Source organism: Pseudonocardia benzenivorans CB1190, from assembly GCF_000196675.2.
In the GTDB taxonomy this organism is placed as follows: domain Bacteria; phylum Actinomycetota; class Actinomycetes; order Mycobacteriales; family Pseudonocardiaceae; genus Pseudonocardia; species Pseudonocardia benzenivorans.
In genome coordinates, this window is the sequence record NC_015312.1 from 4,898,241 (window position 1) to 4,914,338 (window position 16,098).

Genomic DNA, 16,098 nt, shown 5'->3' on the forward strand with positions numbered 1-16,098 from the left:
TTGCGGGCGTGACGATCGCACCCGAAGGTCGCAAGCTGCTCCGTCTCGAGGTCCGCAACAGCGAGACCCCGATCGAGCGCAAGCCGTCGTGGATCCGCACCCGTGCCCGCACCGGCCCGCAGTACACCGAGCTCAAGGGTCTGGTCCGCACCGGCGGCCTGCACACCGTCTGCGAGGAAGCCGGCTGTCCCAACATCTACGAGTGCTGGGAGGACCGCGAGGCCACGTTCCTCATCGGCGGCGAGCAGTGCACGCGACGCTGCGACTTCTGCCAGATCGACACCGGCAAGCCCGCCGAGCTCGACCGCGACGAGCCCCGCCGGGTCGCCGAGTCCGTCGCCCAGATGGGCCTGCGCTACTCGACCGTCACCGGCGTCGCGCGCGACGACCTGCCCGACGGCGGCGCCTGGCTCTACGCCGAGACGGTCCGCCAGATCCACGCGCTCAACCCCGGCACCGGCGTCGAGCTGCTGATCCCCGACTTCACCAACACCGACGCCCAGCTCACCGAGGTCTTCGACGCCCGCCCCGAGGTGCTGGCGCACAACCTCGAGACCGTCCCGCGGATCTTCAAGCGCATCCGCCCGGCGTTCCGCTACGACCGCTCGCTGCAGGTCATCACCAAGGCCCGGGCGGCCGGCCTGGTCACCAAGTCCAACCTCATCCTGGGCATGGGCGAGACTCCCGACGAGGTCACCGCCGCGCTGGCCGACCTGCACGAGGCCGGCTGCGAGATCATCACGATCACCCAGTACCTGCGTCCCTCGGCCCGGCACCACCCCGTCGAGCGCTGGGTCAAGCCCGAGGAGTTCGTGGAGCACGCCGAGACCGCCGAGCGGATCGGCTTCGCCGGGGTGATGGCCGGGCCGCTGGTGCGCTCGTCCTACCGCGCCGGGCGGCTCTACGCCCAGACCGTCGCGGCCCGCGGTGAGGAGCTCTCCCCGAACCTCGCCCACCTCGCGAGCGAGGGCGCTGCCGCGCAGGAGGCTCGGTCCCTGCTCGCCGGGAGTTAAGACGTATCCTGGCCCCCATGGCCGGTAAGCCCGACAAGGCGGCGAGGAGCGCGGCGAAGCGCGAGCGTCGCGCCGCATCCAAGCAGCGACGTTCCCAGATCTTCGAGGCGTTCAAGATGCAGCGCCGCGAGGACAAGCTGCTCATCCCGCTCATGGTGGGCGCGGTCGTGCTCGGTGGCGCGCTCGGGTTCGTCATCGGGCTGTTCTGGCACCTGCAGTGGTTCACGCTGCCGCTGGGCATCGCGGTGGGCGCGCTCGGGGCCGTCAGCATCTTCGGCCGCCGGGTGCAGCGCACCGTCTACGGCAAGGCAGAGGGCCAGCCCGGGGCCGCGGGCTGGGCGCTGGACAATCTGCGCGGCCAGTGGCGGGTCACCAGCAGCGTCAGCGGCAACACCCACCTCGACGCGGTGCACCGGGTCATCGGCCTGCCCGGCGTCGTCCTCGTCGGCGAGGGCAGCCCGCACCGGGTTCGCCCGCTGCTCGCGCAGGAGAAGAAGCGCACCGCCCGCGTCGTGGGCAACACGCCGATCTACGACATCGTCGTCGGCAACGGCGACAACGAGGTGCCGCTGTCGAAGCTGCACACCCACCTGCGCAAGCTGCCGCGCAACATCGACCGCAAGCAGATGGACTCGCTCGAGACGCGGCTGGCCGCCCTCGGCACGCGCACCGGCACCGCCGCGATGCCCAAGGGCCCGCTGCCGCAGGGCGCCAAGATGCGCAGCGTGCAGCGCACGGTCCGGCGGCGCTGACCGGCGTCCGCCTCGCTCTCCGGCCCGTCCCGGGTCAGGTTGTCCCCGTCGGGACGCGTGTCACCGGGTACGGATGACGATCGTCTTCGCCGCCCGGTCGTGCAGGCCGCGGCCGTCCTCGTCGCGGATCAACGGCGGGATGACGACGCCGAGCAGCAGCGTGCGGACCACGGCACGCGGAATGCCGACGAGCACCTTGCCGTCGACGGGAGCCGCCCGCATGCCCAGCGCGGCCATGCCCGGCGTCGAGCCGAACACCGCCACCGACAGCGCCGTGATGGCGAACCAGACCAGCCAGATCGTCCAGCCGAACGTCGAGCCGCGGTCGAACGAGCTCGCGCCGACGAACAGCAGCGAGACGAGGTAGCCCAGCAGCCAGTCGATCGTGACACCCCCGGCACGGCGCCAGAAACCGGCCACCGACCCCACCCCCGTCGCAGGCAGGCCGAACTTCTCGCCGGGCGGCGTGCGCGGGGCGGCGTCGTCGGATCCGGCGGGTGATCCCGGCATCCAGGAGTCGATCCAGCGGCTCATGCCCCTTAGCGTAGGCGGGCGTTGTGAGGTCAGTCCCAGGTCCGGCCGTTAACCTCGGTGAAACGCGAGGGTGACGGCCGGGCAACACCGCCGCCATAGCGTCAACGACGATTTCAGCCGATCCATGCGGGTCATCGCGGACTCCGCCGATCAACCCGGCCCCATCGAAGGAGCGAGTGAGCGTGTTCAGCAACTCCGAAGAGGTACTCAAGTACATCTCGGACGAGAAGGTCGAGTACGTCGACATCAGGTTCTGCGACCTGCCCGGCGTCATGCAGCACCTCACCGTCCCCGCCACCACCGCCGCCGACCTGCTCCAGGACGGTGCCGCGTTCGACGGCTCGTCCGTCCGCGGCTTCCAGGCGATCAACGAGTCGGACATGGCGCTGTTCGCCGACACGGCGACCGCCCGGCTGGACCCGTTCCGCAAGCACAAGACGCTGAACATCAACTTCTTCGTGCACGACCCGATCACCGGCGAGCCCTACAGCCGCGACCCGCGCAACATCGCCCGCAAGGCGCAGGAGTACCTCAACGCCTCGGGCATCGCGGACACCGCGTACATGGCCCCGGAGGCCGAGTTCTACATCTTCGACTCGATCCGCTTCGCGTCGAGCCCGCACGAGACGTTCCACCACATCGACTCCTCCGAGGGCTGGTGGAACACCGGCCGCGAGGAGGAGGGCGGCAACCTCGGCTACAAGGTCAACTACAAGGGCGGCTACTTCCCCGTCCCGCCGGTCGACCACTACGCGGACCTGCGCGCCGACATCGTCTCGACGATGACCGCGATGGGCTTCGACGTGGAGCGCGAGCACCACGAGGTGGGCACCGCGGGTCAGGCGGAGATCAACTACAAGTTCAACACCCTGCTCCACGCCGCCGACGACATCATGCTGTTCAAGTACATCGTCAAGAACACGGCGTGGCAGCACGGCAAGACGGCCACCTTCATGCCCAAGCCGCTGTTCGGTGACAACGGCTCCGGCATGCACGTGCACCAGTCGCTGTGGAAGGACGGCCAGCCGCTCTTCCACGACGAGTCCGGCTACGGCGGCCTGTCCGACACCGCGCGTTACTACATCGGCGGCCTGCTCCACCACGCGCCGTCGCTGCTGGCCTTCACCAACCCGACGGTGAACTCCTACCACCGCCTGGTCCCGGGCTTCGAGGCGCCGGTCAACCTGGTGTACTCCGCGCGCAACCGCTCGGCCTGCATCCGCATCCCGCTCTCGGGCAACAACCCGAAGGCCAAGCGCATCGAGTTCCGCTGCCCCGACTCGTCGGGCAACCCGTACCTGGCCTTCTCGGCGATGCTGATGGCAGGCCTCGACGGCATCAAGAACAAGATCGAGCCGCCGGCGCCCATCGACAAGGACCTCTACGAGCTCCCGCCCGAGGAGGCCAAGGACATCCCGCAGGTCCCGGGCAGCCTGGGCGCGGTCATCGACCGGCTCGAGGCCGACCACGAGTACCTGCTCGAGGGTGGCGTCTTCACGTCCGACCTGATCGAGACGTGGATCTCCTACAAGCGCGAGACGGAGATCGACCCGCTCCGCCTGCGCCCGCACCCGTACGAGTTCGCCCTGTACTACGACGTCTGATCCACTGAGCGGTCCGGGCTGCGCCTGACGCGCCCGGGTCGTGGGATCGACGCCCGCGTCGGCCCGGCACCTCACCTCGCGTGGGTGCCGGGCCCCCGTCGTTCCAGGGGCCCGTCGTCGGGGTGGCCCGTCCGTACGGGCCTCCGGGACCCGGCTCCGACGAGGGAAAACCCTGCCCCTGTCGCGGGGCCCGCCCGGTGCCGCGGCGGCACGTGCCGGCGGACCCTCGCCGCATGCCACCGACACGCACACCCGTCCCCGCCGCCCCGCCACCCCGCTCCGGTCGGCGCGGCGCCCGGCTCGCCCTCGTCATCGGCGCCGTCGTCGTCCTCGTCGTCGGCGTGACCGTCGCGGCCGTCGCGCTGGGCGTCTCCACCGCCCGGTCGCTGCAGCAGGACACCGTCAGCCGCACGTTCGCCGGCGTCCGCGAGATCGTCGTCGAGGTCGACTCGGGCACCGTCGGGCTCCGCCCGGCGGAGGGCCCGGACGTCGTCGCCACGACGGTCCGCCACTTCTCCCCCGGCGACGAGCCGGTCCTCACCACGGCGGTCGCCGACGGCGTGCTGACGCTGCGGTCGGACTGCCCGTCCTTCCACCTCGGCTGCGAGACCGAACAGCAGGTCGCCGTGCCCGCCGGGACCGCGGTGAGCGTCCGGACGGTCGACGGCGCGATCGACGCCACGGGGCTGTGGACGCCGCGCTTCGCGGCGACGACCGTCGACGGGCCGATCCGGGCCGGGTTCGCCGTCGTGCCCGACGACGTGCAGGCCCGCACCGTCTCCGGTGACGTGCACCTCGCCGTGCCGCCCGCCGGCTACCGCGTGAGCACGCGCAGCGTGTCCGGCGACGTCGGCGTCCGTGTCGTCGACGACCCGGCCGCTCCCCGGACGCTCACCGCGACGACGGTGAGCGGAGCGATCCAGCTCGCCTCCGCGTGACCCGCGCGCCGCCGCGCCGCGGCTCAGGAGGCGCCGGCCCCGCCCTCACGGTGGGCGGGGCCGGACCGCAGCCCGGCGGAGAGCTGGTGGCGCAGGCCGGTGACGAGGATGTCGAGGCCCTCGTCGAGCTCGGCGGCCCCGTCGTAGGCGGCGAGCTCGTGCGCGAGCGCCCGCAGCCGTGGGAAGTCACGCGCCGGTAGCCGGTGCAGGCCGAGCCGGAGCAGGTCGTCGGTCTCGTCGGGGTCGGCCACCTGCTCCTGGACCTCGTTGAGCACGTGACCGTGCAGGAACCCCGTGAACAGCCGGTAGCCGTGCAGCGCACCCTTGGGGTCGAACCCGGCGCCCACGAGCAGGTCGACGATCGCCTCGAGCGGGCGCAGCGTGGCGATCGGGCGCAGCCCCAGGGGCGTGGCCAGCGGGCGGGTGACCAGGAGCGGCACGACGTGCGGGTGGGCGAGCGCGATGGCGCGGAAGCTGTGGGCGCAGCGGCGCAGGACGACGTCCCAGTCCGCCCCGTCGACCGCTCTCGGCACCTGCAGATCCGCCAGCACGAGCTCGACGACACCGTCGAGCAGCTCGTCCTTGCTGGCGGCGAACCGGTAGAGCCGCATCGGGTCGCGGCCGAGAGCGCGGCCGAGGCGGCGCATCGACAGTGCCTCGACGCCATCCGCGTCGATCATGCGGAGGGCCTCCACGAGCACCGTCCGACGGTCGAGGGCGGCCCGCCGCAGCGTCCGCCCACCCCCGGCCCCGGACGAGGCGGCCTCGTCCCCCTCCGCCGTTCCCCTGGCCTCCATCGTCCCCCCATGCCCCGTGACTCTGCCCCGTGACTCTCCGCGTCGAGCCCCCGTGCTCCAACTTGACAGTTCGCCGCTACAGCGTAGCGTCTACGACGTAGATCTACACCGTAGCGCTACGCCAGGTACATTTCGAGCGCGGAGGCGGCATGGTCGACGGAACCGTGACGTGGTTCGATCCGCGCCGTCGCATCGGTGTCATCACCCTCGACGACGGCACCGAGGTCTCCGTCTCCGGAGCGCAGATCGACGGGGGCGGGCAGCAGAGCCTGTGCCCGGGCGACCGCGTGACGTTCACCCTCGTCGAGGGCCCCGACGGGCCGCACGCCACCGGCGTGTGGCAGCCCTGACCAGCCGGCCGTCCCCGGCCCCGCTCCCGACACCGCCCCATGCCCCCATACCGAGGAGGACCCTCCGCTGTGACGACACTGACCGCGCCCGCCCCCACGGGCAGCGGCCCGAAACCTGTGCTCGACGGGCGCCGCCACCGCGGCGAGGTCGGCCTCGTGTACGTCGCGGTCATCGTGCCGATGCTCGCGCTCGTCGCCGCCGTCCCCCTGGCCTGGGGGCGGGGCCTCACCTGGACCGACGTCGGCCTCGCCGTGGGGTTCTACCTCGTGTCGGCGCTGGGCGTCACCGTCGGCTTCCACCGTCTGTTCACCCATCGCTCGTTCAGCGCCAAGCGTCCGCTGCGGATCGCGCTCGCCGTCGCCGGCAGTCTCGCGCTGCAGGGTGACGTACTCACCTGGGTGGCCGACCACCGCCGCCACCACGCGTTCTCCGACAAGGAGGGCGACCCGCACTCGCCGTGGCGCTTCGGCACCACGCCCGCGGCGCTCGTCCGGGGCCTGTGGTGGTCGCACGTCGGCTGGCTGTTCGAGCCGGCCCGCACCAACGCCGACCGGTTCGCCCCCGACCTCGTCGCCGACCGCGACATCTCCCGGATCAGCCGCAGCTTCGGCCTGCTCACCCTGGCCAGCCTGCTCGCGCCCGCCCTGCTCGGCGGTCTCATCAGCATGTCCTGGTGGGGCGCCGCCACGGCGTTCGTCTGGGCGAGCCTCGTCCGGGTCGCCGTCCTGCACCACGTGACCTGGTCGATCAACTCGATCTGCCACGTCATGGGCGACCGCCCCTTCACCAGCCGCGACCGGTCGACGAACGTGTGGCCGCTGGCCGTCCTGTCCATGGGTGAGTCCTGGCACAACCTCCACCACGCGGACCCGACCTGTGCGCGCCACGGGGTACGCCGCGGACAGATCGACATCTCCGCCCGGGTCATCTGGGTGTTCGAGAAGCTGGGCTGGGCCGACTCGGTCCGCTGGCCGACCCCGGTCCGCCTGCAGCGCCTCGCCCGCACCCCGGCCTGAGCCGCCGACGCGCCGTCCCGCCCGTCGCCGGTGGTCGCCCGCGGATCAGCCGTCCGTGCGCGACCACCGCCGCATGATCGGTCCCACCGGGACGAACGCGAGCAGCCAGCACAGCTCGCCGGCCGTCGGCGAGGCGAAGGCGACGGGGATCGCGACGACGAACGCCAGCACCGCGCCCGTGAGCCCACCCACGGTGTCGACGAGCTCGTTGCGCGACGTCCGCGGCTCCAGCAGGCGTCGCCGCACCGCCCACCACAGCAGCACCAGCTGCAGTCCGGCGGTGGCCGCGACCGTCGCCGAGTACACGACCACCGCGACGGTCTCGTCGCCGTACTCGGCCAGCAGCGACGTCGTGTAGGGGATCATCGCGATCGTCGCGAGCAGCGCGGTGTTCAGGACGAGCACACCGGCGTCGGGCCTGCGCACGAGGCCGAGCATGTGGTGGTGGGAGATCCAGAACCGGCCGATCACCGCGAAGCTCAGGACGGCCGACCAGATCGACGGCAGCTGCTCCACCAGCGCCGCCTTCAACGCCTGCGCGCTCAACCCCTCCGGGACGACGATGTCGAGCACCAGGATCGTGAACGCGATCGCGAACACGCCGTCGCTGAAGGCCAGCAGCCGGCCCATCCCGACGCCACCCTCCCGCTCGAGGTCGTCCTCCTGCCCGGTGTCGTCCCCGCCCCCGGACACCTCAGTGGCCATGCCGTCCTCCCTCGGTCCCCTCTCCCGGCATCCTGGCCGATCACGGCAGGCCGTGGACACCGGATACGTAGTCTCGGGGACATGACGGCAGCCCGGACCCTGTTCACGTTCGACGACTCCTACGCGCGGGACGTACCGGGGATGTCGCTGCCGTGGCAGGCGGTGGAGGTCGCGACGCCCGAGCTGCTCGTGCTCAACGACGCGCTCGCGGCCGAGCTGGGCGTCGACGCCGCCGGTCTGCGCGAGCCGGCCGGGGTGGCGCTGCTCGTCGGGAACGGGCTGCCCGACGGGGTGACCACCCGCGCGCTGGTCTACTCGGGCCATCAGTGGGGGGTCTACCGGCCCCGGCTGGGCGACGGCCGCGCGCTGCTGCTCGGCGAGGTCGTCGACACCCGCGGCCGGCGCCGGGACCTGCACCTGAAGGGCACGGGCGCGACACCGTTCTCCCGCGGGTTCGACGGCATGGCAGCCGTCGGGCCGATGCTGCGCGAGTATCTGATGGGCGAGGCCATGCAGGCCATGGGTGTCCCGACGACGCGGGCGCTGGCCGTCGTCGCCACCGGGACCCGGGTCCGGCGCGAGCGGTCGCTTCCCGGCGCGGTGCTGTGCCGGGTGGCGGCGAGCCACCTGCGGATCGGGACGTTCGAGTACGCGGCGGCGTCGGGCGACCGCGAGATGCTGCGCGCGCTCGCCGACCACGTGATCGCCCGGCACCATCCGGCGGCCGCCGACGCGCCGCAGCCCTACCTGGAGCTGTTCCGCCGTGTCGTCGACGCGCAGGCGGCGCTGGTCGCGCGCTGGATGCTCGTCGGGTTCGTCCACGGCGTGATGAGCACCGACAACACGACGGTCTCCGGCGAGACGATCGACTACGGCCCGTGCGCGTTCATGGACGCCGTCGACCCCGCCACCGTGTTCAGCTCGCTCGACGACACCGGCCGCTACGCCTACGGCAGGCAACCGTCGATCCTGCGGTGGAACCTCGCCCGGTTCGGCGAGACGCTCGCGCCGCTGCTCGGCCCCGACGCGGCCGACGCCCTCGACGGCGTGCTGGCCGGCTACCCCGCCGCCTACGAGCGGTACTGGGCGACGGGGATGGCCGCCAAGCTCGGCATCGCGGCGCCGGACGTGGCGCTGGGCACCGACCTGATGGACCTGCTGCACGCCGAGCACGTCGACTTCACCACGTTCTTCCGGGCCCTCGCGGCGGGGACGGCGCGCGACCTCGTCCTCGACCGCGCCCGGTTCGACGCGTGGGCCGCCCGGCGCGAGGCGCTGCTCCCGGCCGACCGCGCGGGGGTGGCCGCCGCCATGGACCGCGTCAACCCGCTCTACATCCCGCGCAACGACCGCGTCGACGCCGCGCTCGCCGCCGCCGAGGCCGGTGACCAGGCGCCGTTCGAGCGGCTGCTCGACGCCGTCTCACGGCCCTTCGAGCAGCGGCCGGGCCTCGACGATCTCGTCGGGCCGGCCCCCACGGGATCGATTCCGCACGTCACGTACTGCGGGACCTGAGATCGTCTCGTTTCGAGACGATCTCGCTGCGGACGACCACCGGGGTGTCAACATTCACGACCCGGTGCGTTGTGGTGGTCGTCGTTCGTCCGTTGTACTGCACCGGACCCGATGTCGACGACGCAGGACCTCCGGGGGTTTTTCCATGACGACGGCCATGCGCGAGCGCGCCCAGCTGGTCTACGACTTCGCCGACGGTGACCGCAGCCAGACCGACCTCCTGGGCGGCAAGGGCGCCAACCTCGCGGAGATGACGCGGCTGGGCCTGCCGGTCCCGCCCGGCTTCACCATCACGACCGAGGCGTGCCGGCACTACCTCGACCGCGGCGAGGAACCGCAGTCGCTGCGCGTCCAGGTCACGATGGCGCTGCGCCGCCTCGAGGACGGCCTGGGCAGGCGCCTCGGCGACATCCAGGACCCGCTGCTCGTCTCCGTCCGCTCCGGGGCCAAGGTGTCGATGCCCGGGATGATGGAGACGGTCCTCAACGTCGGGCTCAACGACTACTCCGTGAAGGGCCTCGCGGAGGCGGCCAAGGACGAGCGCTTCGCCTGGGACTCCTACCGGCGGCTCATCCAGATGTTCGGCCGCACGGTGCTGGACATCCCGTCGGAACGGTTCGAGGACCGGCTCGACGCCGTGAAGACCCGCGAGGGCGCGACGACCGACGTCGAGCTCAGCCCGGCCGCGCTGCAGGGCCTCGTCGAGGACTTCAAGGACATCGTCTCCGACGCGACCGGCCGCGACTTCCCGCAGGACCCACGCGAGCAGCTCGACATGGCGATGCGCGCCGTCTTCGACTCCTGGAACACCGACCGCGCCCGCATCTACCGGCGCCGCGAGCGCATCCCGCACGACCTCGGGACGGCCGTCAACATCTGCGCGATGGTCTTCGGCAACATGGGCGAGGACTCGGGCACCGGTGTCTGCTTCACCCGCGACCCCGCGACGGGCAAGCAGGGCGTCTACGGCGACTACCTGGTCAACGCCCAGGGCGAGGACGTCGTCGCCGGCATCCGCAACACGCTCTCCCTCGAGGACTTCGCCCGGCTCGATCCGGCGTCGCACGCCGAGCTCACGCGCATCATGCGGCGGCTCGAGACCCACTACCGCGACCTGTGCGACATCGAGTTCACCGTCGAGCGCGGCAAGCTGTGGATGCTGCAGACGCGCGTCGGGAAGCGGACCGCGGGCGCGGCGTTCCGGATCGCGACGCAGCTCGTCGACGAGCAGGTCATCACCCGCGACGAGGCGCTCACCCGGGTCACCGGGCATCAGCTGGCCCAGCTGATGTTCCCGCAGTTCGACGCGGACGCCCCCCGCACGCTGCTCACGAAGGCGATGGCCGCGTCGCCGGGCGCGGCCGTCGGTGAGGTCGTGTTCGACTCCGCCACCGCCGTCGCCCGCGCCGCGGAGGGCCGCCGGGTGCTGCTGGTCCGTCGTGAGACCAACCCCGACGACCTCGAGGGCATGATCGCCGCGACCGGTGTGCTCACCAGCCGCGGCGGCAAGACCTCGCACGCGGCCGTCGTCGCCCGCGGCATGGGCCGCACCTGCGTCTGCGGCGCGGAGGAGATCGACGTCGACGCCGAGGCGAAGGTGCTGCGCGTCAACGGCACGACGATCGCCGAGGGCGAGCTGCTCTCCATCGACGGCTCCACCGGCGAGGTATTCGCGGGCGAGCTGCCGGTGGTGCCCTCACCCGTCGTCACCTACCTGGAGCGCGGGCTCGACGCCGCCCTCGAGGGCGTCGACGAGGAGGCCGCGGACCTGGTCCGCGCCGTCGACCGGCTGCTGCGCCACGCCGACCGCACCCGCCGGCTGGCCGTGCGCGCCAACGCCGACAACGCCGAGGACGCGACGCGCGCCCGGTCGCTGGGCGCGCAGGGGATCGGGCTGTGCCGCACCGAGCACATGTTCCTCGGCGACCGCCGGGTGCTGATCGAGCGGCTGATCCTGGCCGAGGACCCCCCGGCGCGCGACGCCGCGCTCGCCGAGCTCCTGCCGTTGCAGCGCGCCGACTTCGTCGAGCTGCTCACGGCCATGGACGGCCTGCCGACGACGATCCGGCTGCTCGACCCGCCGCTGCACGAGTTCCTCCCCGACCGCACCGAGCTCGCGGTCAAGGTCGCCGTCGCGAAGGCGACCGGCGACGGCGTCTCCGCCGACGACGAGCGACTGCTCGCCGCCGTCGAGCGGCTGCACGAGGCCAACCCGATGCTCGGCCGCCGCGGTGTCCGGCTCGGGCTGCTGGTCCCGGGGCTCTACGGCATGCAGGTCCGGGCGATCACCGAGGCCGCGGCCGAGCGCGCGCTCGCCGGCGGCGACCCGCGGGTGGAGATCATGGTCCCGCTCGTCGGATCGGTGATGGAGCTGCACCTGATCCGCGACGAGATCGACGGCATCGTCGCCGACGTGCAGGCTGCCGCGGGGGTCGATCTCGACATCCCGATCGGGACGATGATCGAGCTGCCCCGGGCCGCGCTCACCGCGCGCCGGATCGCGGAGTCGGCCGAGTTCTTCTCCTTCGGCACCAACGACCTCACCCAGACGACCTGGGGCTTCTCCCGCGACGACGTCGAGGCCGCCATCTTCGCCGCCTACCTGGAGAAGGGCGTGTTCACGGTGTCGCCGTTCGAGTCGCTCGACCGCGACGGCGTCGGCGCCCTGATCCGCACCGCGGTGGAGAAGGGCCGCGAGACCCGGCCGGGGATCAAGCTCGGCGTCTGCGGGGAGCACGGCGGCGACCCCGACTCGGTGCACTTCTTCCACTACGCCGGGGTCGACTACGTGTCCTGCTCGCCCTTCCGGGTGCCGGTGGCGCGGCTGGAGGCCGGCCGCGCGGCGCTGGTCGACGACACCGTGGGCGGCGAGCTCTAGCCCGTCCCGCGTCGGCCGCGGCCCTGCGCCGGGCGCACCCTCGGCGTCGCCCGGCGCCCGCGCAACGACGCTCAGGTTGCGCCCGCCGTGCCGAGCGCAACCCCACGGCTGGGCCGGGCCGTCCGCACGACCGTGGGGTTGCGCGCCGGGTCGGCCGGGTCAGTGCGAGCTGCCGACCGCGTCGGCGGGGACGTCGATCTCGGCCGCGACGGCACCGGTCTCGGGAACGGTGACCCGGGTCGACGCGGAGGACCCCGTCGGCGTCGCGACGAGCAGGTGGTGCTCACCCGCCGGCACGGAGCTCAGCTCGAAACGGCCGGCGGCGTCGGTCCGCCCGGCACCGACGACCTCGCCCCGGGCGTCGACCAGTGTCACCGTCGCGACGACGCCCGGGCCGCCGGGGACGCGCACGACCCCGTGCACGGACGCCGGGCCGTCGGCGGTCAGGTCCCGCCAGGCGGGCCCGCCGTTGACGCTCACCAGCTCGGCCACGGGCTCCCGCTCGCCGGACCGCGCGGCGACGACGTAGTCCCCCGACCCGTCGACCTCGAAGCGGTACGTGCCGTCGTCGCCGGTCTCGGTGTTGGCGAGCAGCCCGCCGTCGGTGTCGAAGAGCGACACCGTGGCGCCCACCAGCGGCCGCCCGGCCCGGTCGCCGACCCGGCCGTGCACGCCGGGCCCGGTCGGGAGCGGCGTCGTCTCGGGCTCGGTCCAGGGTGAGTCGGCCAGGGGCGTCCGCGGCGCCGGCGTGAGCGGTACCTCCGGCTCCGACGGGGCCGCCGCGCCGACCGTGTCCCCGGTCCCGGAAACGGGCTCGGAAAGGGTCTCGGCGACCGGCTCGCGGCGACGGCGCACCCGCTCGCGGACGCGTTCCACCAGCAGGTACAGGACGGGGACGAGCACGAGCGTGAGCAGCGTCGAGCTCACCAGCCCGCCGATCACGACGATCGCGAGCGGCTGGGAGATGAACACCCCGCCGCCGGTCAGCCCGAGCGCCATCGGCAGCAGCGCGAAGATCGTGGCGACGGCCGTCATCAGGATCGGCCGCAGCCGGTGCGCGGCGCCGTCGACGATCGCCTCGCGCAGCGGGACGCCGGCCCGGCGTCGCTGGTTCACCAGATCGATGAGCACGATCGCGTTGGTCACGACGATGCCCACCAGCATCAGCATGCCGATCAACGCGGGGACGCCCAGCGGGGTGTTCGTCGCACGCAGCAGGCCGAGCGCGCCCGTCGCGGCGAACGGGATCGAGATCAGCAGCAGCAACGGCTGCAGCAGGCTGCCGAACGTCAGCACCATGACGAGGTAGACGACGGCGATCGCGACGAGCAGGGCGATCCCGAGCTGGGTGAACGCGTCGGACTGCTGCGTCGAGACGCCGCCGATCTCGGCCGTCGCACCCGCGGGCAGCGAGAGCCCGTCGAGGGTGGTGCGCAGGTCGCGGGTGACGGCCCCGAGGTCGTCGGCCGACGGGCGGGCCGTCACCAGCGCGCTGCGCGAGCCGTCGGTGTGGCTGATGCTCGGAGCGGTACGGACCTCCGCGACCGTCGCGACGTCGGACAGCCGCAGCGGCCCGGCGAGCGGGAGCGCCTGCAGCGCGGCGAGGTCGGCGGGCGCGGTCCCGGAGCGGACGACGACGTCCTGCCGCACCCCGTCGATCGTCACCGAGCCGATCGTCGTGCCGCGCAACGCCGCCGCGACGACCTGCCCGACCTGGGCCTCGGTGAGGCCGGCGGCCGCGGCCTTCTGCCGGTCGACGGTCACCCGGATCGACGGCTGCGCGGCGGCCAGGTTGTTGCGGACGTCGGCGGCGCCGGGAATGGCGGCGACGGCCTGCTGCACCTGGTCGGCGGCCTGTGCGAGGACGGCCGGGTCCTCGGCCCGGACGGTCACCTGCAGCTGGTCGGACCCGAACCCGCCCTGCCCGTTCTGCACGGTCAGGTTGCCGACGCGGTCGGGGCCGCCGAGCGAGTCGAGCCGGCCGCGCAGGTCGTCGGCCACGGCGGTGGCGTCGGCGTCGTCGGCCAGCGTGACGGAGAACCGCGTCGTGCCCGAGCCGCCCGCGCCGGGCCTGCCCAGGCCCTGCGCGCCGCCCGGGGTCCCGACGGTGACCTGGTAGGTCGCGACGCCCGGGGTGTCGCGCAGGACGGCCTCGACCTGCTTGGCGGCGGCGTCGGCCTGCGGCAGGCCGGTGCCGGGGGCGAGCTCCTGGGTGACCGAGATCGTGTTGCCGCCCGCGTCGCCGAGGAAGTTGGTACGCAGCCCCGGGACCAGCGCGAACGTCCCGGCGAGGATCAGCACCGCGACGACGATCGCCACGACGGGACGGCGCAGCGCGCCGCGCAGGACGGGCAGGTAGCCGCGCTGCAGCCGGGTCGGCGCGGTGAGCGGGTCGTCGCCCTTGACCGCAGGCGCGTCGCCCTCGACCGGCTCGCGGACCTTCAGCACCGCCGACGCCAGCACCGGCACAACCGTCAGCGACACGACGAGCGACGCCAGCAGCGCGGCCGTCACCGTCACCGCGAACGGCCGGAACAGCTCGCCGACCTGCCCGCCGACCAGGCCGATCGGCGCGAACACGGCGACGGTGGTGATCGTCGAGGCGGTGATCGCGCCCGCGACCTCGCGGACGGCCGCCACGATCGCCGGCCGGCGCGGGCCACCGCGCGCGACGTGCCGCGTGATGTTCTCGATGACGACGATCGAGTCGTCGACGACACGGCCGATCGCGATGGTCAGCGCGCCGAGGGACAGGATGTTGAGCGTCTCGCCGGACAGGTCCAGCACGATCATCGCGACGAGCACCGACAGCGGGATCGACACGGCCGTCACGAGCGTCGCGCGCACCGACAGCAGGAAGCCGAGGATCACGAGGACGGCGAACAGCAGGCCCAGCAGGCCCTCGGTGGTGAGGTCGTCGATCGACTGCGTGATGAACGGCGACTGGTCGAACACCACGGTGACCTGGGCGTCCTGCGCAGACCCGCCGAGGGCCGTGATCATCGAGGGGATCGCGTCGCGGACCTGCTGCGCGACGTCGACGGTGTTGGCGTCCGGCGCCTTCGTCACCGACAGGCCGATGCTGGGCTGGCCGTTGGTGCGGGTGTACCCCGTCGCCGGCGCGGGCGCCTCCGCGACGGTGGCGATGTCGCCGAGCCGGACGGGCGCGGCCGCGGCAGTCGGCGCGGTGGGCGCGGTCGGCGCGGTGGGCGAGGCCCCCGGCCTGCCCGTCGCCCCCGTCGAGGCGGCGGCACCGGGGCTGACGTAGAGGTTCGCCAGCTCCTCGACCGAGGTGATCGGGCCACCGACCTCGACCGTCGTCGGGTTCGTGTCGGGGCTGAGCTGTCCCGCGGGGATGCGCACGCCGTTGGCCTGCAGCAACGACGTCAGGCTCGCGAGCGACACCCCGCGCGCGGCGGCCGCGGCCGGGTCGACCGCGATCGTGACCTGCGCATCTGCGACGCCCGAGAGCGACACCTGCGAGACGCCGTCGAGGCCCGCGAACTGTGGCCGCACCTGGTCGCGCAGCACGGAGGCCACCTGGTCGGCACCGAGGTTCGACGACACCGCCAGGACGACGACCGGGATGTCGTCGGTACTCCCGGTGACGACGGTCGGCGTCACGTCCGTCGGCAGGCTCACGCCCGCGACCGCGCGCTGCAGTGCGCCCGTCACCGTCGACAGGTCGGTGCCGTACTCGAGGTCCAGCGTGACGACCGACGACCCACCGGTCGAGGTCGACCGGCTGTCCGCGACGCCGTCCACCCCGTCGACGGCCGCCTCGATCGGGCCTGTCACCTGCTGCTCGACGACCTCCGGCGACGCGCCGGGGTACGGGGTCACGATCGTCGCGACGGGCGCGTCGAGGGACGGGAACAGCTCCTGCCGCAACGACGTCGTCGAGAAGAGACCGAAGCCGATGACGAGGACGGTGACCAGCCCGACGACGGCCCGGTTGGCCAGGCTGAGGCGCGCGAGCCACGACATGCCGACGA

12 protein-coding genes are annotated in these 16,098 nt (G+C 73.1%); 8 read left to right on the forward strand and 4 right to left on the reverse strand.

The features are described 5' to 3' along the window. Positions 1 to 8 precede the first annotated feature (8 nt). Both lipA and PSED_RS22990 read left to right on the forward strand, forming a co-directional pair. Entirely contained in the window at positions 9 to 1,013 is a 1,005-nt protein-coding gene (gene lipA / locus PSED_RS22985) for a lipoyl synthase (protein WP_013676636.1), read from the forward strand. A gap of 17 nt (positions 1,014 to 1,030) precedes the next feature. After that, positions 1,031 to 1,765 (forward strand): DUF4191 domain-containing protein, encoded by a 735-nt coding sequence (locus PSED_RS22990; RefSeq protein ID WP_013676637.1) that lies wholly within the window; start codon positions 1,031 to 1,033, stop codon positions 1,763 to 1,765. Positions 1,766 to 1,825: 60 nt separating this feature from the next. Here PSED_RS22990 and PSED_RS22995 read toward each other — a convergent pair whose 3' ends face one another. Further along, positions 1,826 to 2,299 (reverse strand): RDD family protein, encoded by a 474-nt coding sequence (locus tag PSED_RS22995; protein WP_013676638.1) that lies wholly within the window; start codon positions 2,297 to 2,299, stop codon positions 1,826 to 1,828. A 182-nt stretch (positions 2,300 to 2,481) separates the two neighbouring features. On the opposite strand from PSED_RS22995, the gene glnA reads away from it, so the two are divergent. Continuing rightward, a complete protein-coding gene (gene glnA / locus PSED_RS23000) occupies positions 2,482 to 3,903 on the forward strand; it encodes a type I glutamate--ammonia ligase (RefSeq protein WP_013676639.1) in 1,422 nt (473 codons plus the stop codon). Positions 3,904 to 4,136: 233 nt separating this feature from the next. Beyond that, positions 4,137 to 4,841 (forward strand): DUF4097 family beta strand repeat-containing protein, encoded by a 705-nt coding sequence (locus PSED_RS23005; protein ID WP_013676640.1) that lies wholly within the window; start codon positions 4,137 to 4,139, stop codon positions 4,839 to 4,841. 23 nt (positions 4,842 to 4,864) lie between these two features. Here the strand turns inward: PSED_RS23005 and PSED_RS23010 are convergent, their stop codons facing one another. Next, positions 4,865 to 5,521, reverse strand: coding sequence for a TetR/AcrR family transcriptional regulator C-terminal domain-containing protein (locus tag PSED_RS23010; protein ID WP_202946456.1), 657 nt, complete (start codon positions 5,519 to 5,521; stop codon positions 4,865 to 4,867). Between the two features lie 266 nt (positions 5,522 to 5,787). Here PSED_RS23010 and PSED_RS23015 point away from each other — a divergent pair, with 266 nt between their 5' ends. After that, a complete protein-coding gene (locus PSED_RS23015; protein ID WP_013676642.1) occupies positions 5,788 to 5,988 on the forward strand; it encodes a cold-shock protein in 201 nt (66 codons plus the stop codon). Positions 5,989 to 6,057: 69 nt separating this feature from the next. Further along, positions 6,058 to 7,005, forward strand: coding sequence for an acyl-CoA desaturase (locus tag PSED_RS23020; RefSeq protein WP_013676643.1), 948 nt, complete (start codon positions 6,058 to 6,060; stop codon positions 7,003 to 7,005). A gap of 45 nt (positions 7,006 to 7,050) precedes the next feature. Here PSED_RS23020 and PSED_RS23025 read toward each other — a convergent pair whose 3' ends face one another. Next, on the reverse strand, positions 7,051 to 7,710 hold the full coding sequence (locus tag PSED_RS23025; protein ID WP_013676644.1) for a TMEM175 family protein: 660 nt from the start codon (positions 7,708 to 7,710) through the stop codon (positions 7,051 to 7,053). Positions 7,711 to 7,791: 81 nt separating this feature from the next. Here PSED_RS23025 and PSED_RS23030 point away from each other — a divergent pair, with 81 nt between their 5' ends. After that, entirely contained in the window at positions 7,792 to 9,225 is a 1,434-nt protein-coding gene (locus PSED_RS23030; RefSeq protein ID WP_013676645.1) for a protein adenylyltransferase SelO, read from the forward strand. Between the two features lie 145 nt (positions 9,226 to 9,370). Continuing rightward, complete coding sequence (ppdK, locus tag PSED_RS23035) at positions 9,371 to 12,103, forward strand: pyruvate, phosphate dikinase (protein ID WP_013676646.1); 2,733 nt, start codon at positions 9,371 to 9,373, stop codon at positions 12,101 to 12,103. 159 nt (positions 12,104 to 12,262) lie between these two features. Here the strand turns inward: ppdK and PSED_RS23040 are convergent, their stop codons facing one another. After that, entirely contained in the window at positions 12,263 to 16,090 is a 3,828-nt protein-coding gene (locus PSED_RS23040) for an efflux RND transporter permease subunit (protein ID WP_013676647.1), read from the reverse strand. Positions 16,091 to 16,098: the final 8 nt, after the last annotated feature.